Annotated in this window: 18 protein-coding genes; 13 read left to right on the forward strand and 5 right to left on the reverse strand. The window is 63.1% G+C overall.

Going from position 1 to position 20,366, the window contains the following annotated elements:
- Positions 1-39 precede the first annotated feature (39 nt).
- A complete protein-coding gene (locus QCL65_RS13925; protein ID WP_407309537.1) occupies positions 40-1,167 on the forward strand; it encodes a metallophosphoesterase in 1,128 nt (375 codons plus the stop codon).
- Positions 1,168-1,192: 25 nt separating this feature from the next.
- On the opposite strand, the gene QCL65_RS13930 is transcribed toward QCL65_RS13925, so the two are convergent.
- Complete coding sequence (locus QCL65_RS13930; protein WP_407309539.1) at positions 1,193-2,383, reverse strand: MFS transporter; 1,191 nt, start codon at positions 2,381-2,383, stop codon at positions 1,193-1,195.
- A 109-nt stretch (positions 2,384-2,492) separates the two neighbouring features.
- Here QCL65_RS13930 and QCL65_RS13935 point away from each other — a divergent pair, with 109 nt between their 5' ends.
- Positions 2,493-3,395, forward strand: a complete 903-nt coding sequence (locus QCL65_RS13935; RefSeq protein ID WP_407309541.1) for a LysR substrate-binding domain-containing protein — start codon at positions 2,493-2,495, stop codon at positions 3,393-3,395.
- Between the two features lie 8 nt (positions 3,396-3,403).
- Here the strand turns inward: QCL65_RS13935 and glsB are convergent, their stop codons facing one another.
- Positions 3,404-4,312, reverse strand: coding sequence for a glutaminase B (gene glsB / locus QCL65_RS13940; RefSeq protein ID WP_407309543.1), 909 nt, complete (start codon positions 4,310-4,312; stop codon positions 3,404-3,406).
- 281 nt (positions 4,313-4,593) lie between these two features.
- Here glsB and atzF point away from each other — a divergent pair, with 281 nt between their 5' ends.
- Genes atzF through QCL65_RS13990 form a run of 10 tightly spaced genes read left to right on the forward strand, consistent with a single transcriptional unit; the run spans position 4,594 to position 14,591 of the window.
- The gene (atzF, locus tag QCL65_RS13945) at positions 4,594-6,399 is read left to right on the forward strand and encodes an allophanate hydrolase (RefSeq protein ID WP_407309545.1); all 1,806 of its coding nucleotides are present in this window, start codon (positions 4,594-4,596) and stop codon (positions 6,397-6,399) included.
- Positions 6,400-6,415: 16 nt separating this feature from the next.
- Positions 6,416-7,525 carry a BMP family ABC transporter substrate-binding protein gene (locus tag QCL65_RS13950; protein ID WP_407309547.1) on the forward strand — a complete coding sequence of 370 codons (1,110 nt, stop codon included), beginning with the start codon at positions 6,416-6,418 and terminating at the stop codon, positions 7,523-7,525.
- 9 nt (positions 7,526-7,534) lie between these two features.
- Positions 7,535-8,641 carry an ABC transporter permease gene (locus QCL65_RS13955; RefSeq protein WP_407309549.1) on the forward strand — a complete coding sequence of 369 codons (1,107 nt, stop codon included), beginning with the start codon at positions 7,535-7,537 and terminating at the stop codon, positions 8,639-8,641.
- Positions 8,634-9,554, forward strand: coding sequence for an ABC transporter permease (locus QCL65_RS13960; protein WP_407309551.1), 921 nt, complete (start codon positions 8,634-8,636; stop codon positions 9,552-9,554). Before QCL65_RS13955 ends, QCL65_RS13960 begins: the two co-directional genes overlap by 8 nt.
- A gap of 30 nt (positions 9,555-9,584) precedes the next feature.
- Positions 9,585-10,601 (forward strand): formamidase, encoded by a 1,017-nt coding sequence (locus QCL65_RS13965; RefSeq protein WP_407309553.1) that lies wholly within the window; start codon positions 9,585-9,587, stop codon positions 10,599-10,601.
- A 4-nt stretch (positions 10,602-10,605) separates the two neighbouring features.
- Complete coding sequence (locus QCL65_RS13970) at positions 10,606-11,292, forward strand: cysteine hydrolase family protein (RefSeq protein WP_407309555.1); 687 nt, start codon at positions 10,606-10,608, stop codon at positions 11,290-11,292.
- A 2-nt stretch (positions 11,293-11,294) separates the two neighbouring features.
- Positions 11,295-12,830 carry an ABC transporter ATP-binding protein gene (locus tag QCL65_RS13975; RefSeq protein ID WP_407309557.1) on the forward strand — a complete coding sequence of 512 codons (1,536 nt, stop codon included), beginning with the start codon at positions 11,295-11,297 and terminating at the stop codon, positions 12,828-12,830.
- On the forward strand, positions 12,827-13,501 hold the full coding sequence (locus tag QCL65_RS13980; RefSeq protein WP_407309559.1) for a cysteine hydrolase family protein: 675 nt from the start codon (positions 12,827-12,829) through the stop codon (positions 13,499-13,501). Before QCL65_RS13975 ends, QCL65_RS13980 begins: the two co-directional genes overlap by 4 nt.
- Positions 13,498-13,905 carry an oxalurate catabolism protein HpxZ gene (gene hpxZ / locus QCL65_RS13985; RefSeq protein WP_407309561.1) on the forward strand — a complete coding sequence of 136 codons (408 nt, stop codon included), beginning with the start codon at positions 13,498-13,500 and terminating at the stop codon, positions 13,903-13,905. Before QCL65_RS13980 ends, hpxZ begins: the two co-directional genes overlap by 4 nt.
- On the forward strand, positions 13,902-14,591 hold the full coding sequence (locus tag QCL65_RS13990) for a GntR family transcriptional regulator (RefSeq protein WP_407309563.1): 690 nt from the start codon (positions 13,902-13,904) through the stop codon (positions 14,589-14,591). Before hpxZ ends, QCL65_RS13990 begins: the two co-directional genes overlap by 4 nt.
- A 139-nt stretch (positions 14,592-14,730) precedes the next feature.
- Here the strand turns inward: QCL65_RS13990 and QCL65_RS13995 are convergent, their stop codons facing one another.
- The 3 genes from QCL65_RS13995 to QCL65_RS14005 form a co-directional block, all read right to left on the reverse strand.
- Positions 14,731-17,088 carry an ATP-binding protein gene (locus QCL65_RS13995; RefSeq protein ID WP_407309565.1) on the reverse strand — a complete coding sequence of 786 codons (2,358 nt, stop codon included), beginning with the start codon at positions 17,086-17,088 and terminating at the stop codon, positions 14,731-14,733.
- A gap of 50 nt (positions 17,089-17,138) precedes the next feature.
- Positions 17,139-17,864, reverse strand: coding sequence for a response regulator (locus tag QCL65_RS14000; RefSeq protein WP_407309567.1), 726 nt, complete (start codon positions 17,862-17,864; stop codon positions 17,139-17,141).
- A 358-nt stretch (positions 17,865-18,222) separates the two neighbouring features.
- On the reverse strand, positions 18,223-19,176 hold the full coding sequence (locus QCL65_RS14005; RefSeq protein ID WP_407309569.1) for a DNA-binding protein: 954 nt from the start codon (positions 19,174-19,176) through the stop codon (positions 18,223-18,225).
- A gap of 131 nt (positions 19,177-19,307) precedes the next feature.
- Here QCL65_RS14005 and QCL65_RS14010 point away from each other — a divergent pair, with 131 nt between their 5' ends.
- Positions 19,308-20,246, forward strand: coding sequence for a site-specific integrase (locus QCL65_RS14010; RefSeq protein ID WP_407309571.1), 939 nt, complete (start codon positions 19,308-19,310; stop codon positions 20,244-20,246).
- The last annotated feature ends 120 nt before the right edge of the window (positions 20,247-20,366 follow it).

Raw genomic sequence — 20,366 nt, forward strand, 5'->3', positions numbered from 1 at the left:
CGGCTATACCACACCTTCATTTAACGAGAATTTAAATCAATGTTTCACCTTATGTTCAGCCTGCCTTGCCTGTACGTCATCGTCCGTTTTATTTGGCCGATGCCTTGGGCGTTATCGACCAGGCTGGCGGTGGGGCTGTTGCTGGTGTGCGCCTCGCAATATCACCTGTACGCCCGGTTGTCGTCCGGCAGTGTGTTTTCGCCGGAGTTTCCCCGTGCCGTGGTCATGCTTTTCAACTGGGGGTTCGGTGCCATTCTATTGATCGCCGTGTTCCAGGTGATCGTCGATCTAGGCACCTTACTCGCCATGCTGGTTCGACGGCGCTGGCTGGCAATACCTGCCCGCTTGCGCTACGGGTTTGGCAGCCTGGCACTGATGCTGGCAGCAGTCGGCGTGCATCAAGCCGTGGGGGTGCCTGCGGTAAAAGATGTCGAATTCAAGATTGCCGACCTCCCCCCTCAATTCGACGGTTATAAAGTGCTGCAACTGACCGACCTGCACATCAGTCGGCTATTCAACGAACCGTGGACCGAGGCGGTGGTTAAGGCGTCGAACGCGCTGGGGGTCAACCTGATCGTGGTGACCGGTGATTTGATAGACGGCTCAGTGGTCGATCGAGCGCAAGATATCGCACCCCTGAGCCAGTTGCGTGCCCCGGACGGGGTCTATGTCATCCCGGGCAACCACGAGTATTTCTTCGACAACCAAGCCTGGATGCAACACTTCCGCTCCCTTGGCATGATCCCTTTGGCCAACAGCCATACCCTGATCGAACGGGGCGGCGCGCACATCGTACTGGCCGGCGTGACGGACGTGACGGCGCCCAGAACCGGCTTCCCGGCCCCAGACGTGAAACAGGCGTTGGCCGGCGCCCCCCAGGGCGTGCCGATCATTCTGCTGGACCACCAGCCGCGAAACGCCGCCACTGCGGCGCAACAAGGGGTCGCGCTACAGCTTTCCGGGCACACCCATGGGGGCATGATCCTCGGCTTGGATCGGTTTATCGCCATGGCCAACGAGGGCTATGTCTCGGGCCTATATAACGTTGGCGCCATGCAGTTGTACGTCAACAATGGCACTGCGCTGTGGCCGGGCTTTGCCCTGCGCCTGGGCAAACCGGCGGAGCTGACCAGAATCACCTTACGGCGCCAGTCGCCAGGCAGTTGAGTGGCGCGCCCTCGTTGAGCCAGCCTTAGCGCAAGCTCGGTACCCGACCCATCACCAGCGCCAACAGCAACGCTAACCCGGCCACTGCACCGGCGGCATAGCCCAACGACGCCAGGCCGGCTTGCTCGATGATGATCGCACCCAGGGTCGAACCCAGGCCGATGCCAGCGTTGGCGGCGGACACATTCAGCGTCCCGGCCAGCGCCTGAGCCGTCGGCGCGGTGTTCATCACGCGGATCTGGCACAGCGGAAACAATGCGGTGTGGGCAATGCCCCAGATCACCAGCACGCTAGCCAGCAACGCCAGGTGGCCGGACGCAGGCACCACAGCCAACAGCCCAACGCCCAACAGCAGGGCAAATGCGATGGTCGAGCCCAGTGGGCTGCGATCAGCGAAGCGGCCGCCCAGTTGGTTACCGATCAAACCCACGGCGCCGAACCCCATCAACCACCAGCCAACGTACGCAGGGGCCACGCCAGCAATGCGCTCCAGGGTGTCGGCCAGGTAGGTGTAGCCGGTGAACATGGCGGTAAACAGCAGGATCGACAGCAACAGGTTGGCGAGAAAACGCGGATCTTTAAGGATTTTTGCCTGTTCACCCAAACGTACTTTCGCCGTGGGCGCCAAATGCGGCATGGCTTGCCACAGCAACACCGCCATTACCACCGACAGGCCGCTCAGCGCCCAGAACGCCGCGCGCCAGTTAAAAGCATCGGCAAACAGGGTGCCCAGCGGAATGCCGAACAACATGGCCGCGCTGATGCCCAGGTACACCTGAGCCACGGCTTTACCGCCGCGCTCGGGCCCGGCCAGTCGGCTCGCGGTTTCGCTGGCGGTGCCCCAGAACACCGGTAACGCCAAGGCCGGGATCAGCCGTGCCAGGGCCAACACATACAGGTTGGTGGACAGCGCCGCCAAGGCGTTGGCAAAGGCGAAGATCATCAGGATGGCGATGAAGGTGCGCTTGCGGTCCAGGTGCGAAAGCATGGCGGTCAAAGGCGGGCCGCACAGCATTACGGTGAATGCGAACAGGGTGACCAGTAGCCCAGCGGTGGAAATACTGATGCCCAGGTCCCGCGCCATGGCCGGTAACAGGCCAATGATGAGGAACTCGGTGGTGACGATGACAAACGCCGCCAAGGCCAAAATGGTCACGGACCATCCGGCCCCTGTTTGGTCGGCGGGCGCAGCGGTAGCGCTAGTTGAAACAGACATGGAGCGGCCCCTTGGGAAAATGTGCCGCTAGCCTATTCGAGAATTGAGTGCTTATCTCGGGTGGTTTTTCCGTAGACTATGGAATTATTTTCCATAAAGGTGCGAGTCGATGAATGCGTCCGACCGTCTTAAGGGCATTGCCACCTTCGTTGCTGTCGCCCAGGCGGGCAGTTTTACCGCCGCCGCCGAGCGGCTCAACCTCAGTAATTCGGCCGTCGGCAAAAGCGTTGCACGCCTGGAAGGCCGCCTCGGGGCGCGGCTGTTCGAGCGCAGCACCCGTCAATTGGCCTTGAGCGAGGCTGGCGAGGCCTACCTGGCAGTCTGCACGCGGGTACTGGACGACCTGGAAAGTGCCGAAACGACCCTGGCCGCCCAGCATATCGAGCCAGCTGGAACGCTGCGGCTCGACCTCCCCGCCTCGTTCGGGCGCCTGCGGGTGCTGCCATTGATTCTGCAACTGAGCGCGCGTTACCCAAAGATGCTGCCGCACTTGTCGTTTACTGACCGCTTCGTCGATATCCTCGACGAGGGCATTGATTTGGCGGTCCGTATCGGCGGCCCGGCGCCGGGCGGCGCTGGCCTGGCGCACCGCTACTTGGGGGTCGAGCAGCTGATTTTCTGTGCATCGCCCGACTATCTGTTACGCCACGGTACGCCCGCCACCGGCGAGGATTTACAGCAGCATGCGCGTATTCAATATGGCAAGGCCGACGGCGGCGTCAGCCCCTGGCTGTTCGCCGCGCCCCAGCCGGCGGCCTGGGCTACGCCGCCGAGACTGGTGGTCGGCAACGCCGAGGCGCAAGCGGCTGCGGTCGCCGCGGGGTATGGAGTCGCGCAATTGTCCACCTGGTTGATCAGGCAGCAGTTGGAAAGTGGTGAATTGGTGCCTATCCTGCCGCACTTGGCCATCGACGGTTTGCCGCTACACCTGGTGTGGCCGACGCGGCGGGCGCCTTTGCCTAAGCTCAAGGTGCTGATCGAGCACCTGGCCGCGCAGCTGACGGTGGACTGAGCTGGGCGCTAAAACACCGACCAACCAATCCGCTGGCTGAGCAGCTCCAGGGCTGCCATGCCCGCCAGGGAGTTGCCCGCCTCGTTGAGTTCTGGCGACCAGACGCATACGGTGAATTGGCCCGGCACCACCGCCACGATGCCCCCACCCACCCCGCTTTTACCCGGCAGCCCGACCCGATAGGCAAAGTTACCCGCCTCGTCATACAGCCCACTGGTGGCCATGATCGAATTGACCTGCTGGGTCTGGCGCGCGCTGAGCACTTGTTCGCCACTGTGTTTGCACAGGCCTTCGTTGGCCAGAAAACAAAACGCCCGGGCCAGGTCGACGCAATCCATGCGCAGGGCGCAGTGGCTAAAGTAGCTGCGCAGTACCGACTCCACCTCGTTGTGGAAGTTGTCGAATGATTGCATCAGGTAAGCCATGGCCGCATTGCGGGCACGGTGCTGGTATTCCGAATCGGCCACCACGCTGTCGACCATCACTTGGGGGTTGCCGGACAAACGCCGCGCGAAGTCCCGCATCGACAACGCCGGCGCGGCGAAGCGCGACTGGTTGATGTCGCAAATCACCAGCGCGCCGGCATTGATAAACGGGTTGCGTGGGCGCCCGCGTTCGAACTCCAGCTGCACCAGCGAATTGAAGGGCTGCCCCGAGGGTTCATGGCCTAGCCGCTGCCAGATGCTTTCGCCCGAATGATTGATCGCCTGCACCAGGCTGAACACCTTGGAAATGCTCTGGATCGAAAACGCCGTGTGCGCATCGCCGGCGCAGAACACCTGCCCATCGTTGCCATAAACCGCGATGCCCAATTGCTGGGCCGGCACCCCGGCCAACGCCGGGATGTAATCGGCGACTTTGCCTTGGCCAATCAGGGGCCGCACTTCTTCAAGGATTTCGACCAGCAGCGCTTGCATGCTCAGCTCGCTCGTTAGGGGTTAAGGGCCTAGACGACCGACGCAGCCATGGAAGCACAGTCCCCCGAGGCGTGATTGGTTTTTGTGCGTGCGCGCTGGTTTGGGTCCACCTTGGTGCATTGCACTGGTACATCGACGCGCCTGCTCCTCAGGCCATTGCCTGCCCTATCGCCCCGCCCTGCTGATCCGATGGGCCAGCAACGCCAGACCGGCCCAATCGTCGGCATTGGCACAGCTCGTGCTTGGCATATTCAATCTTGTATACATGAATGAACCCGACCATGCCCGTACTCGACATCACGACCTTGCACGCCAACCTGCGCTCTGGGCACATCACCCTGGCGCAACTTCTGACCGACCTGGTGGACTTCATTGATCGCGACGGTCGTGGCGAAGTCTGGCTGCACCGTCAGCCGTTGGCCGCCCTACTCGAACGGGCCGAGCAATTGCAGGCCCAGGCCACGGCCTTGGGTCCGGGCTGGGAGGCGCAGTTGCCGTTATTCGGCGTGCCCTTCGCGGTCAAAGACAACATTGACGTGCAGGGCCTGCCGACCACCGCCGCCTGTGCCGAGTTCGCCTACATCGCCAGCGCTAACGCCCATGTGGTCCAGCGCCTGCTGGATGCCGGCGCGGTACTGCTGGGCAAGACCAATCTGGACCAGTTCGCCACCGGCTTGGTCGGGGTGCGCTCGCCCTACGGTGCGGTGCGCAACGCCCATGACCCCGCCTATGTCAGTGGCGGTTCCAGCTCCGGCTCGGCGGTGGCGGTGGCGCGCGGCTATGTGGCGTTTGCCTTGGGCACCGATACCGCCGGCTCCGGGCGCGTTCCGGCAGGCTTCAACGGTATCGTCGGGTTAAAACCCAGTGTCGGCTTGTTCAGCGGCCGTGGTGTGGTGCCGGCTTGCCGCACGTTGGATTGCCTGTCGATTTTTGCCAAGGACGCCCTCAGCGCCTGGCAGGTGGCTCAAGTGGCGGCCCACTACGACCGGCAAGACCCGGCGTCTCGCCCCGTACTGGCTTGCGGGCTTAAGCCGGGGGCGCAGCGGGTGGCGGTGCCCGCCCACTGCGAATTCTACGGCGACCACGCTGCGGCCGCCGCCTGGGCCAATACTTTGGAATGCCTGCAGCGCGCCCCAGGGGTGGAGATCGTGCCCATCGCCTTCGCCAGCTTTGTCGAGGCCGCCGGCTTGCTTTATGAAGGCCCGTGGGTGGCCGAGCGAAGGGCAGCCGTCGAAGTTTTTTACGACACTTGGCCGGATGCGATTCACCCGGTGGTGCGCGGCATTCTGCAGGGCGCCGAGCGTTTCAGCGCGGTGGACACCTTCAAGGCCGGCTATCGGCTTGCCGAGCTGACCCGCGAAGCCGAGCAACTGTTGGCCGACGTTGATGTGCTGGCGGTGCCCACCGCGCCTTGCCATCCGACCATCGAGGCAGTGCTTGCCGACCCCCTGCGCCTCAATGCGCAGCTGGGTTATTACACCAACTTCGTCAACCTGATGAACATGGCCGCCTTTGCCCTGCCTGGGGTCGCGCGCGACGACGGTCTACCGGCGGGCATCACCCTGATTGGCGCCGCCGGCACGGATCACCAGTTGGCTTACCTCGCGGCGACCTGGCAACCGCTGTTCGGCGCGCCCGACCAGGCGGAAGCCATCGCCATGGCGCCACTGCCTTTCAATGAGCCTGTTATCGAGGTGGCCGTCGTCGGCGCCCACCTGAGCGGCCAGCCGTTGAATGGGCAGCTGCTGCAAGCCGGTGCGCGGCGTATCAGTTGCACCCACACCGCGGCGCACTACCGCCTGTATGCCTTGGCCCATACGCAACCGGCCAAACCGGGCCTGGTGCGGGTCGCTGAGCAGGGTACAGCCATCGAGGTGGAAGTCTGGGCCCTGCCGACCCGCCTGTTCGGCGCCTTCGTGGCGCAGATTCCGGCGCCCTTGGGCATTGGCTCGCTGGAGCTGGCCAACGGTCGTTGGGTCAAAGGCTTTATTTGCGAACCCGGTGGCCTCGATGGCGCCACGGATATCACTGATTTCAAAGGCTGGCGCGCCTATCGCGCGTCGCTGACCACTGTCACCACCCATTGATCAAGGGGATTGCCGAATGTCTGACTTCGACCGCCGTACGTTTATCAAATTGGCAGGGATCATCGGCGTCAGCGCCGCCCTGCCCTTCAGCCGTGCCTACGCTGCGGATGCCCCGCTGGTGGTGGGTTTTATCTACGTCGGCGCCCGCGACGACTTTGGCTACAATCAGGCCCACGCCCAGGCTGCAGCCGTAATCAAAAGCCTGCCCAACGTCAAAGTGATCGAGGAGGAAAACGTCGCGGAAACCGTGGCCGTGCAGAAAACCATGGAAGCGATGATCCGCCAGGACGGCGCCACGCTGATTTTCCCCACCTCGTTTGGCTACTTCGACCCCCATGTACTGAAAGTGGCGAAAAAATACCCCGACGTGCGTTTCGCCCACTGTGGCGGGCTCTGGCAGCAAGGCCGCGACCCTCTCAATGTCGGCAGTTTCTTTGGCTACATTGACGAGGCGCAATACCTCAATGGCGTGGTGGCGGGCCATATGAGCAAGTCGAAAAAACTCGGTTTTGTCGCTGCCAAACCGGTGCCGCAAGTGGTGCGTAACATCAACGCGTTCGCCATGGGCGCACGCTCGGTGGACCCGAGCATCGTCACCACGGTGATTTTTACCGGTGATTGGTCGCTGCCAGTCAAGGAAGCCGAGGCCGCCAATAGCCTGATCGACCAAGGCTGCGATGTGCTGACCTGCCACGTCGACGGGCCGAAAGTCCTGGTCGAAACCGCCGAGAAGCGCGGCGCCATGACCTGCGGCTACCACGCCAGCCAAGCGGCCCTGGCGCCCAAGGGCTACCTGACCGGGGCTGAGTGGAATTGGGAGACACCTTACCGCGCCCACGTGGCAGCGGCGCAAAGCGGCGCGCCCATGAACAACTTTCTGCGCGGCGGACTCAAAGAAGGCTACGTCAAGACGTCGGCCTATGGCCCTGCGGTCAGCTCGGCAGCCAAGCAGCAGGCGGACGCCATCAAGGCGCAGATGATGACCGGGGCTTTCGTCATCTTCAAAGGCCCACTCAAAGACAACAAAGGCAACCTGGTGATTGCCGACGGCGTGAGCCACACCCAGACCGACATTGCGCTGGAAAGCATGAATTACCTGGTCGAGGGCGTCCGTGGCCAGATGTGAGGACACCCTATGAGCTTGCCCATTCCTGTTGTGCGCCTGGCGCGCGCAGCACTGCCGGGCCTGCCAACGCTGTTGGCGGTAATCACCTCGTGCCTGCTGTTCATGCTGTTTCTACTGGCCCAGGGCAAGCCGGCCTGGCAGGCCCTGCAACTGGTCGGCGAAGGCGCGTTCGGTTCCTGGTTTGCCCTGGAGAACACCCTGCAACGGGCGGCGCCGCTGATGCTCACGGCGCTCTGCGTGGCGTTGCCGGCCCGTGCCGGGCTGATCGTGATCGGCGGCGAAGGGGCACTGGTACTCGGCGGCCTCGCGGCGGCGGTCACCCCGCTCTGCTTACCCGGGCTGCCGGCGCTACTGATGCTGACCGCCATGGCGGTTGCGGCGATGCTGGTAGGTGCCCTGTGGATCGGCCTCAGCGCTTGGATGCGCCAAGCCCGTGGGGTGAACGAGACCATCAGCAGCCTGTTGCTGTCGTACCTGGGTATCGCGCTGTTTCGCCAATTGGTCGAGGGCCCGTTGCGCGACCCCGCGAGCCTGAATAAACCCTCCACAGCGCCGCTGGACGAAGCCTACTTGATAGGCACCATCAGCGACGGTTTCGAGGTGCATTGGGGCCTGCTGGTGGGCGTGTTGGCGTGCTTGCTCGCTTATATTCTGGTGCGCCACAGCGTCAAAGGCTTTGCCCTGGGTGTGGTGGGCGGCAATGTCCGCGCCGCCCGCATGCTCGGTTTGCCGGTCAACCGCCTGGTGCTGCTTAGCTGCCTGCTGGGCGGTGCCGCTGCGGGCCTGGCCGGGATGTTCGAAGTCAGTGCCGTACAAGGCAGCGCTAACGCGGCGCTGATCGCCGGTTATGGCACCAGCGGCATCTTGGTGGCCTTTGCGGCGCGCCATCACCCACTGGCGATTATCTTCTGCGCCATTTTGCTCGGCGGCCTGGAGGCCAGCGGCGGGTTACTGCAACGGCGCTTAGGCTTGCCGGATGCGACGACGCTGATTCTAGAAGGCCTGCTGTTCACCAATCTGTTGTTGTGGGAAGCCTTGGGTGGGCGCATCGCCGCCTGGCGGTTACGCCTGCAGACAACCGTAACGGTGCGCACTGAGGAGCTGCAACATGGCTGAGTTCGACCTCGCTACCTTTCTGCTGGCCTTGCTGGCGGGCTCCATTCGGGTGGGCACACCTTTTCTGTTTGTCAGCCTCGGCGAGTGCCTGACGGAAAAAAGCGGCCGAATCAACCTGGGCCTGGAAGGAATTCTGGTGGCCGGGGCCATGTCCGGGTATGCCGTGGCCTGCCTCAGCGGCTCCGCCTGGCTCGGCGTGCTCGCGGCGGCGGGCGTTGGTTTGCTGCTGGGGCTGGCGCACGGCCTGGCGTGCTCGTTGCCTCGGGTCAACGACATCGCCTTTGGCATCGCGCTGATTCTATTGGGCACGGGCCTGGCGTTTTTCCTTGGCAAAGCGTTCATCCAACCTCAGGCACCGATGCTGCCGTCCCTGGCCTTAGGGCAATGGAGCGATGCCGAGCGGGTCCGTTCGGCGCTGAATATCAATGTGCTGTTCTTTGCCGGTGTGGGTTTGGCGCTGCTGTTGCATTGGGCCCTGCGGGCTACCCGCTGGGGCCTGATGCTGCGCCTGACCGGCGACCACGCGCAAACCGCTCAGGCCTTAGGCTACCGGCCGCTGCGCGTGCGCATTGTGGCCACCGCGGTCGGCGGAGCGCTGGCCGGGATCGGCGGCGCTTACTTGTCGCTGTACTACCCCGGGAGCTGGAATGAAGGCTTGTCTAGTGGCCAGGGCCTGATGGCCGTGGCCCTGGTGATTTTCGCCCGCTGGCGGCCTATGGCATGCCTGTGGGCCTCATTACTGTTTGGCGCGGCCGGGGCGATTGGCCCGGCGCTGCAAGCTGTGGGCATCAGCAGTGGTTACTACCTGTTCGCCGCTGCGCCCTACGCCCTGACCTTACTGGTGATGTGCATCACCTGCCGCCCGGGGCAAAGCGTGGGCGGTGCACCGGGCGAACTGAGCCTGACCCGCTGACTTTATTTATCGATTCAAGGAGGCAATGCCATGGCCAGTGGTCTTGGAGGTTTGAACAAATCCCCGCACGGTGTGGTGATCGGCCTGGCGCAACTCGCGCTGCCGGACCCCCATACCCGCGAGGCGCTGTGGGCGCAAACGCAAAAGGTGGTGGCGATGGTCGCCAAAGCGCGGCGCAGCAACCCGGCGATGGACCTGATCGTCTTTCCGGAATACTCCCTGCACGGGCTGTCCATGAGCACCGCTGCGGACATCATGTGCGATATGGATGGCCCCGAAGTCGCGGCCCTGCGCCAAGCCTGCCGCGAGCACAGCATCTGGGGCTGTTTTTCGATCATGGAGGCCAACCCCCACGGTAATCCGTTCAACAGCGGCTTGATCATCGATGACCTAGGCGAGGTGCGCCTTTACTATCGCAAGTTGCACCCCTGGGTACCGGTCGAGCCCTGGGAGCCGGGCGACCTGGGCATTCCCGTCTGCGAAGGGCCGCGGGGTTGCAAACTGGCGTTGATCATCTGCCACGATGGCATGTTCCCGGAGATGGCCAGGGAGTGTGCCTACAAAGGCGCTGAGATCATGCTGCGCACGGCCGGTTATACCGCGCCGATCCGCCACTCGTGGAAGATCACCAACCAGGCCAACGCATTCTGCAACTTAATGCAGACCGCCAGCGTCTGCATGAGCGGCTCGGACGGCACCTTCGATTCCATGGGAGAAGCTATGTTCGTCGACTTCGACGGTACCCCCATGGCCGAAGGCGGTGGCCGCGCCGATGAAATCGTGTGCTGCGAACTGCGCCCGGATTTGGTCCGCGAAGCGCGGATCAACTGGGGCGTGGAGAACAATATTTACCAATTCGGCCACCGCGGTTACGTGGCGGTCAAAGGTGGCGCCCAGGACTGCCCCTACACCTATATGCACGACCTGGCGGCCGGCACCTACCGCCTGCCGTGGGAGGCTGAGGTCAAGCACACCGACGGTAGTGCCTGCGGCTTTGCCACCCCAGAGCGGGTCTACGCCCCTACCCCAGCCCCCCGCGAGGAATGACCCCATGAGCCAACGCTATCTGGACGCGCAACCCTACCCTTGGCCTTGGAACGGCGAGTTGCATGCCGGTAACACCGCCTTGCTGGTGATCGACATGCAGACCGACTTCTGTGGCGTCGGCGGCTACGTCGACAGCATGGGCTATGACCTGGCCCTGACCCGGGCGCCGATCGAACCTATCAAGGCGCTGCTGGCAGCGCTGCGCGCGCAGGGCTTTCTGGTGATCCATACCCGCGAAGGCCACCGCCCCGACCTCAGCGACCTGCCGGCCAACAAACGCTGGCGCTCGCAACGCATCGGTGCTGGGATCGGCGACCCCGGCCCCTGCGGCAAGATCCTGGTGCGCGGTGAGCCGGGCTGGGAGATCATCGAAGAACTGGCGCCGCTGCCTGGGGAGATCGTTCTCGATAAACCGGGCAAGGGCTCGTTCTGCGCCACCGACCTGGAGTTGATTCTACGCACTCGTGGCATCGCCAATTTGATCCTCACCGGCATCACCACCGACGTCTGCGTGCACACCACCCTGCGTGAGGCCAACGACCGTGGCTTCGAATGCGTACTGCTGGAAGACTGCTGCGGTGCCACCGACCCGGCCAACCATGCCGCCGCGTTGAGCATGGTGAAGATGCAGGGCGGCGTGTTCGGGGCAGTGGCGCACTCCAAGCAACTGATCGACCTGCTGGAGCGCTGAACATGCGTGCCCTGAGCCTGGAAACCATCGGCGCGAGCAAAACCTACGGGCAGTTCAAAGCCCTCGATGACGTCTCGTTCAAGGTCCGTGCCGGCAGCGTACACGCGCTGCTGGGGGAAAACGGCGCGGGTAAAAGCACGCTGGTCAAAGGCATCATTGGCTACGACCCGCTGCAGTCCGGCAGCATCCTGGTGAATAATCGCGAATGCAGCCTGCGCAGCCCGCGCGACTCCCATGCCTTGGGCATCGGTATGGTGTACCAGCACTTTACCGTGGCGCCGGGCCTGACCATCGCCGAGAATCTGCTACTGGCCCGGGGCGACCTGCCCTGGCGGATCGACTGGCGCAACGAACGCGCCAGCCTGCGCGAGTTTATGGCGCGCATGCCCTTGCAGTTGGACATCGAACGCCCGGTCAGCAGCCTCGCGGCGGGAGAAAAACAAAAGCTGGAGATCCTCAAACAACTGTACCTACAGCGCCGCTTGGTGATCCTCGACGAGCCCACTTCGGTATTGACCCCCCAAGAGGCCGATGAAGTGCTGGGGCTGCTGCGCGACATGGCCCATGGCGGCGAGCTAACGGTGCTGATGATCACCCACAAATTCCGTGAGGTGAGCACCTACGCCGACGATGTCACGGTACTGCGCAAAGGCCGCTGGGTCGGCAGCACCAGCGTGGCGCAAAGCACCCCGCAAAGCCTGGCGACCTGGATGATGGGACATGCCCAAAGCCATCGCTTGGACACAGCGCGCCAACCAGTGGGCGAACACTCGGCACGCCTGCAGGTGAAGCACCTCGACGTGGTCGGCGACAAAGGCACCTTGGCCGTGCGCGACCTATCACTGGCAGTACTCCCCGGGGAGATTCTTGGCATCGCCGGGATTTCCGGCAATGGCCAACGCGAGCTGACGGAAGCCTTGCTGGGCCAGCGCCCCATTCAAGCTGGGCAAGTGTTTATCAACGACCAGCTGTACCATGCCAGCCGCGACCAGATGCAACGCCTGCGAGTCTACAGCCTGCCGGAAGAGCCCCTGCGCAATGCCTGCATCGCAGGCATGAGCGTTGCCGATAACCTGGCCTTGCGCAATTTCGACCAGCCGCCGCTGTGCCGCCAAGGCTGGCGCATCGACCGCCAGGCCGTCGCCGCCCAGGCCAAGGGCTTGATCGAGCGCTTTCAGGTGACCCCGGCCGACCCGCAACGGCCCATCGGCACCTTGTCCGGCGGTAATGTCCAGCGGGCCGTGCTGGCGCGCGAGCTGGACGCTGAGGTCGCGGTTCTGATCGTCGCCAACCCTGTGTTCGGCCTCGACTTCGCCTCGGTTGCGCTAATTCACCAGCGCCTGCTCGATGCCCGTAACGGCGGTAGCGCGGTCTTGCTGCTCAGCGAGGACCTGGACGAGCTGCTCAGCCTGGCCGACCGTATCGCCGTGATTCACGAAGGCCAACTGGTGTTCGAGACCCTGGCCAGTCAAGCCGATCGCAACCAACTCGGCCGCCATATGGCGGGGGCCGAGCAACACACGCCGGAGCCCGCATGATCGAGGTCAACGCCCAGCCCTCCCCCTTTGCCTTTGCCCCCGAGCACACCGCCCTGGTGATCATCGACATGCAGCGTGATTTTCTCCAGCCGGGCGGTTTCGGTGCCGCGCTGGGCAATGACGTACGCCCGCTACAAGCGATCGTCCCCACCGTGCAGCGCCTGCTGGCGTTGGCGCGCGAGCAACGCATGACGGTGATTCATACGCGCGAGTCCCATTCCGCCGACCTGGCCGATTGCCCCGCCGCCAAGCTCGAACACGGCCTGCCCGGATTGCGCATTGGCGACACCGGGCCCATGGGGCGAATCCTGGTGCGCGGCGAACCCGGTAACCAGATCATTGCAGAGTTGGCCCCCCTGGCCCACGAATGGGTGATCGATAAACCCGGCAAAGGCATGTTCTGCCGTACCGACCTGGAAGCGCGCTTGCAGGCTGCCGGTATCAGCCACTTGATCGTGGCTGGGGTCACCACCGAGGTGTGCGTACAGACCAGCCTGCGCGAAGCCAATGACCGTGGCTATCGCTGCCTGCTGGTGGAAGACGCCACTGAAAGCTACTTTGCCGAATTCAAACGCGCGACTTTGGCGATGATCACCGCACAGGGCGGCATCGTCGGCCGGGTAGCGCCGCTGGCCGCATTGCAGGCCGCCTTCCACAGGAGTGAAGCATGAGCACCAAGCCCGCCATCAATCTACCCGAGGTCGTGGCTGCGGTCCGCGCGGCTTTCGACGACTACGAACGGGCCCTGCTGGCCAACGAGCTAACAACCCTGGATGACTACTTCTGGGACTCAGCCCACACTGTGCGCTTTGGCGTGGCCGAGAACCTCTACGGCGCGACAGACATCGCCGCCTACCGGCGCACGTGCACCCCGGTGGGCCCCGGGCGTCGCTTGGAACAGACGGTGGTAAGCACCTTCGGCGAGGACTTCGCCACGGTCAGTACCGAGTTTCGCGATGGCGTCACCACCCGGCGTGGGCGGCAGATGCAAACCTGGGCGCGCCTCGATGGGCGCTGGCAGGTGGTCGCCGCCCACGTCAGTATCGACCTGAGTACGCTGGAGGGAACCCCTTGAGCACGCTGTACGCAACGAATGCACTGGCCGAAGAGGTCTACCGCCGCCTCAAACAGGAAATTTTCGACTTCTACTTGCTGCCCCATGACCGTTTCACCGAAACCCAGCTGGCCGCGCGTTACCAGGTTTCCCGCACCCCCGTGCGCGATGCCCTGTATCGCTTGCAGCGCGAGGGTTACTTGGACGTGGAGTTTCGCCGGGGGTGGTCGGTGCGGGCCCTGGACTTTGGGCAGATCGACCAGCTTTACGACTTGCGAATCGTATTGGAGTCGGCGGCCATCGAGCGCATCTGCGCCGCCGCGCACGTGCACCCTGCCCTGGCGACGCTGCGTGAGCAATGGCTGGTCGAGCCCAGCCAGCGCCACACCGATATGCAAGTGGTGGCGGACCTGGACGAGCAGTTTCACACGGGCTTACTCGATGCCGCCGGCAACACCGAGATGGCCCGGGTGCACGTGGATGTGACCGAACGCATTCGTATCGTGCGGCGCCTGGACTTCTTCAAGAGCGCCCGCATCGAACAGACCTACCTTGAACATGCGGCGATCCTAAAGGCCTTGCAAGCCCGCAAACGCGATGAAGCCTTGCGCCTGTTGCGCTCGCATATCGAGGTCAGCAAGTTGGAGGTGCGCAAACTGACGATATCCATGCTGACCGAGGCCCGCCGCCTACACACCGCCACGTAGGAGGGGGCCTTGCCCCCGAGTTCTTGCTCTGGTGTGTGGGTTGAAGATCAAGAGCTCGGGGGCAAGGCCCCCTCCTACGGTCAGCGACATATTTTCCCACACCGCGTAGCCGCTGAAGAGCTCGGGGCCGAGGCCCCTCCTACGGGTGGGTTGCGTGTTTGGCATCCGAGGGTGGGGTGGCAGCAAGCGCAGCGCCGCCCGGCGCCCAGCTACGGATGGCGTCTTCCAGTGCGTTGAGGGCTCGCTGCCACTCCCAACCGAGGTCATCGTCTTCGCGTAGGCGCTGCTCGATGACGTGCGCGATGTCGGCAATGGACCTAGCCCCCACGGTCAGCGCTGAGCCATGAATACGATGGGTGTGGTGCAGAGCCTGCAGGGTATCGCCACCGGCGAGGCACACCTTCAACTGTTCCAGGTCTTCGGCACAGGCATCCAGAAACACCTGCTGCAGCTGTACCATGGGGTCCTGCTGCGCGGGCGTTGGCGGCGGGGGTGCCAGCCACATCGCTAGCAGTTGGCTAAGTGGCCCCAGGCGCAAGGGTTTGCTCAATTCAGCGTCGATGCCACTGTCGGCGCAACGCAGCCGATGCTGGGCGTCGGTGGCTGCGGAAATGGCAATGATCGGCAAGGCTGTCAGGCCGCCCTCGCGTTCGCGCTGACGCACCTCGCCGGCCAGGCTGTAGCCGTCCATGCCTGGCAGGTAGCAGTCGAGCAACATCAGGTGGTAGGTCTGCCCCGAGGCTAACTCGGCCAACGCGGCCGGGCCGTCCTCAACCAGGCAGAAGTGATAGCCCAAAGCTTGCAGCTGTGCGGCAATCGCCTGCTGGTTGACCGGCTGATCCTCCACCACAAGAATCCGTGCCGGCCAGGGGGCGCGTACCGTGTCGTCACCATCGGTTAGCGTCTGTGCCGCCAGCGGTGCTACCGCTACGGGCAACGTCAGGGTCACGCTGGTGCCCTGCTCCAGGCGACTGTGCAGACTGATCTGCCCGCCCATTAGCTCGACCAGCTGCTTGCAGATCGACAAGCCGAGCCCACTGCCCCCGTAACGGCGGCTGGTGGAGCGGTCGGCCTGGGCAAACGCTTTGAACAGGTCGGCCTGCTGATGTTCATCAATACCGATGCCGCTGTCACTGACCGTGATCCGCAGGGTGCCGCTTTCGGCATTGCGGGCCTGGTACTCAAGGTTCAAGCGAATGGCACCGGCCGGGGTGAATTTCACGGCGTTGGACAGTAGGTTGGAGAGGATCTGGCGCATGCGCAACGGGTCGACCTGCACAGCAAGGCCCTGTAGGCCGCGAGTCTGGCACGCCAGGCTGACCCCTTTGGCCTCGGCGCCGAGCCGATGCAGCGCGGCCACCCCCTCGGCGAGGGCGATCAGGTCCAGGGGTTGCTGGGCCAAGTCGAGCTTGCCGGCCTGCAGACGCGACGCATCCAGTACACCATCGAGCAGTTCCAGCAAGTTGACGGCCGAATGGCTGGCCAGCTCCGCCAACTGGCGCTGGCTGGGTTGCAATGGCGTACGGCCCAGTAGTTCGACCGCCGACAATACCGCGTTCATCGGGGTGCGCACTTCATGGCTCATCATGGCCAGAAATGCCGATTTGTCGGCTTCGCTGTCTTGCGCAGCGCGTTGCGCACGCCGCGCACGCTGGGCGAACAGGGCCAGCAGCAGAATGAACAACGCGAACGCGGCCAGCTCCCATAGGTAGTAGCGCAGGATCGAGCCCCAGGACGGCGCACCGTAGTCAGTGCCGGCAATCCATCGGTCCACCATACTATCGGTGCCCTGCGCCGTGAGTCGGCTGAAGCTCTTGTCAATAATGGAGCGCAGCGGCGGCTGCAGGGGTGATACCCCCATGGCGACCACGACAGGCATTTCCGAGAGCACCCCGGCCACGTGCAGAGTGCCGAGAAACTGGCGGCGAATCATGGGTTGCAGGGCCGAATCGAGACCTACCACCGCATCCACTTCCCCCGCAGCCAGGGCCGTCAATGCCGCACTGACATCGTTGATGGGGCGTAACTTGATAGCCGGGTAGTGTTCACGCAGGTAGCGCTCATACCCGCCGCCGCCTTTGATTGCGACAATCTTGCCATTGAGCTTTTGCCCGGTGTACATGATGGGCTCACCAAAGCGGGTGATCACCAGCGAAGAACCGGCGAAATAGTGCTCCGTCAATAGCAATCGCTTGCGCTCGGCCTCCCCCAGCAGGCTTTGGGAGACGGCCGTGCTGAGATCGATTTGGCCATTGGCAAGGCCATCGAGGGTGGCCTGCCAGTCAGGCGTCTCGACCCGTTCGAAACGCAGGCCGCTGATGCGCTCGATGTGCGCCAGGTATTCCCGGGTCAGGCCCTTGAGCTGGCCGCCTTCGACGTATTCCATGGGCCAATACGGATCGATGGCGTAGCGTACCGTCGGGTGCTGACGCATCCACTCACGTTCCGCCTCAGTGAACAGCTGCGCCTCCATGGCCGATGCAATTGGCGTCAGCATGCAGCCAACCAGCAGGGCCGCTAAAGGCAGGGCCGCTAAAGGCCAGGCCCTCACGACGACGGCTCAAGCTGGCGACGCAGCTTGAACAACTCAATATCGGTGCGCACCCCTAGCTTGCTCATGCCCGAGCGCTTCTGAGTGCTGATGGTTTTAACGCTGCGTTTATACTTCTCCGATATGCTCGTTACCGTCATGCCTTGCAGGCAGCAGCGCATCACTTCCAACTCACGCGGGCTTAACTTGGCGGAGCTGACGGCGCCTTCCATGTCTCCCGGCGTCTGCGCGGCAAAACCCTGGGCGATTGTGGGGATGTCGTGCTCGCCTAATTGCGCATCCATGTCCTGGTGCAGGTACACCTGACCGTTGGCGATCTTGCGCAAGGCCGCAATGAGGACTTCCTTGGGCTGGTTTTTGCCGATAAAACCATGGGCGCCAAAGCGCAGCGCCAGTGCCACGGTGGCGGGGTCGTAAAGCGCCGATAGGACCAACAGGGAAACGCTCGGGTGGTTGCGTCGCAGGGCGCGGATCAGGTTCAGGCCATCGACCTCTTCGGGGCCCAGGCAATAGTCCATGACCACCACATCCACGGTTTCACTGCGCAACGCAGCCTGCAAGTCCAGGGCGCGGGTGAAAGCACCGACCACTTCAATATCGCGATACTGGGCCAACACCGCACCCTGGCCCTGCAAAATGAAGTCGTGGTCATCCAGCAACATCAAACGCAAGCGACTGAACTTCGAAGCGGTGTTAAGCGAGCGGGGTTCTTTGCTGCGCATGCTGGAATACTCCGTGTGATGACCGGTCAGGGCCTCCTCTGATGGATTTAACACGACAAGAAATTTCCTACAAGAATGAGCGCCCGTCTGAACGTAGATTGATGGGACGGCGCCGCCTGAATAGAGGTTTACAGCCTGTGTAGCAAGGCGAAAACACTCTAGTGAGCGCTGGCTATCGCACCTATAGGAATGCTCTTAGATCACGAGCGGAAGGGTCCTACGGTCGGCATCGACTCAGCCTTCTGCGGGGCTGGCGCGGAAAAAAAAGGTCAAAAGATCGGGGGCAACCCCCCCTCCAATTCAAGCCACGCCCGTAGGAGGGGCCTCAGCCCCGAGCTCTTGCCGCGGCCCGGCAAGGTCAAAAGACCGCGGGCGTCGTTTCAGCCAAGCGTTGGGCTTGGGCCTGAATCAATAGCCCCTGCTCCCTGAGCTCGACGTGCAGGGCCGCCAGTTGGCTGGCCTGGGCGGTATTGTGCTGGCGCAGTTCGGCGTTCGCCCCCAGGGTTTGTGCCGCGCTGAGTTGCAATGCCTCCAGCGCTTGGCGGGTTTGCCCGTACTCTTGCTGCAGCGCCGCTTGGCTGGCTTCGGCCGCTGCAGCTTGGAATGCCAGCCGTTCATTGTCGCGATTGAGCGAGGTGAGCGCTTCCTGGCGTACAGCCAATTGTTGCTGCAGCAACCGCAACTCCGCCTGCACTTGCTGCACCTGGCCTTCGTGCCGTTGACGTTCCTGGTCGCGTTGTTCTTTCACCGCGCCCCGGTAATGCTCCAGGGCTTCGCGAGCATGGCGGTGCTTGTCCTCCAAAGATTGCACGTGTTCAGCGCGCTCATCCAGGCGTCGCTGCAGGTCGACATTGGCTTGGTTCAGTTGGGCATTACGGGTTTGCTCGGTTTGCAGCGCGCTGTGCCAAGCCTGGCCCTGCTCGTCCGCCACCTTCAGCGCTTGCGCCTGCGTGGCGATGTGCTGGCGGGCCTCTGCAAGCGCCTGTTCGGCGGCATCCAGGCGTTCGCGCCATTCGGCGTGCTGCACCGCGTACTGGCGCTGCATATGGGCTACCTGCTCGGCTGCCTGGCCCTGGATACGCTCGGCCAAGCCGCTGACCAGGCCCGCGAGCTCGTCGTTGAGAGACGGGGCCACTGCCGGGGCGCCTCCCTCAGCCTGCTCCAACTCTTTGAGAAAGCGATGGATCGTGGTCTTCGACCCGGTATTGCCCAGTGCCACCCGGACTGCATCGATGCTTGGATGTTCGCCACGGGCCAGTAGGGACTCCCGCGCCTTGATAACTAATGCCTTGTTTACGCCGCCTCGGGCCATGATCGCTCCATCAATTTCGTACTGTATTACGTATTGTGAAAATATGTACCACGAAACCACTTTTATTCCTACTTTAAAACATAATTCAAAGATAGAATAATCGAGCGTTATCGCATCTTATGGGGCTGAACATGAGTGATGTAGCGACCTACCTGGCGGCCGGTACACGTGACAACACGCGGCGCAGTTATCAGGCCGCTGTTGAGCATTTCGAAGTGAACTGGGGTGGTCTGCTGCCCGCAACGGCTGAAAGCGTGGCGCGCTATCTGGCCGACCATGCGGCCAGTCATTCCATCAATACTTTGAAGCTGCGCTTAGCGGCTCTCTCCCAGTGGCATGCTACCCAAGGCTTTGCCGACCCCACCCGCGCGCCAGTGGTACGGCAGGTGCTCAAAGGCATTCGCGCCTTGCACCCGGCCCAGGAGAAACAGGCCGCCCCGTTATTGATCGAACACCTCAAGCAAGTCGTACAGCACCTACAGCGGCAGGCACAACAGGGCGCCGCCCTGCATGACCTACCTATGCAGATGCGCGCCCGTCGCGATCTGGCCCTAGTGCTCCTAGGGTTCTGGCGGGGTTTTCGCAGTGACGAACTGGCGCGCTTGCAGGTGCAGGACATCCAGGCCAACGCCGGAGTAGGCATGACCCTGTACCTGCCCCACAGCAAAGCGGACCGGCAGCACGTGGGCACCCACTACAGCACCCCGGCCCTTAAAACCCTGTGCCCGGTGCAGGCGTACATCGACTGGCTGACGGTTGCTGGGATTGCCCATGGCCCGGTTTTTCGCAAGCTTGACCGCTGGGGCCACCTGGCCGAGTCCAGTCTGAACAGCAACAGCCTGGTGGCACTGCTGCGGCGGATTTTCGCAGGGGCCGGGGTCGATCCCGCGCTGTACAGCAGCCACTCGTTGCGGCGCGGTTTTGCCACCTGGGCCATCGCCAACGGCTGGGACCTTAAGTCGCTGATGAGCTACGTGGGCTGGAAAGACATGAAATCGGCGATGCGCTACATCGACCCTACGGTATCGTTCGGCGCCCTGGCCGTGGAACGCGCCCTGTTAATTGAATGAATAATTCCCTTTTATGCGATATCGCGCATAAACCATGCACAACAGCCGCTTTTTTCGGCCGAAACCGGGAAATATTTTGCATCGCTGGCGATTAGGATAATCAGCAAGCAGCCCTGATCG

The sequence above is a fragment of the Pseudomonas sp. nanlin1 genome (genome assembly GCF_045571515.1).
Lineage (GTDB): Bacteria > Pseudomonadota > Gammaproteobacteria > Pseudomonadales > Pseudomonadaceae > Aquipseudomonas.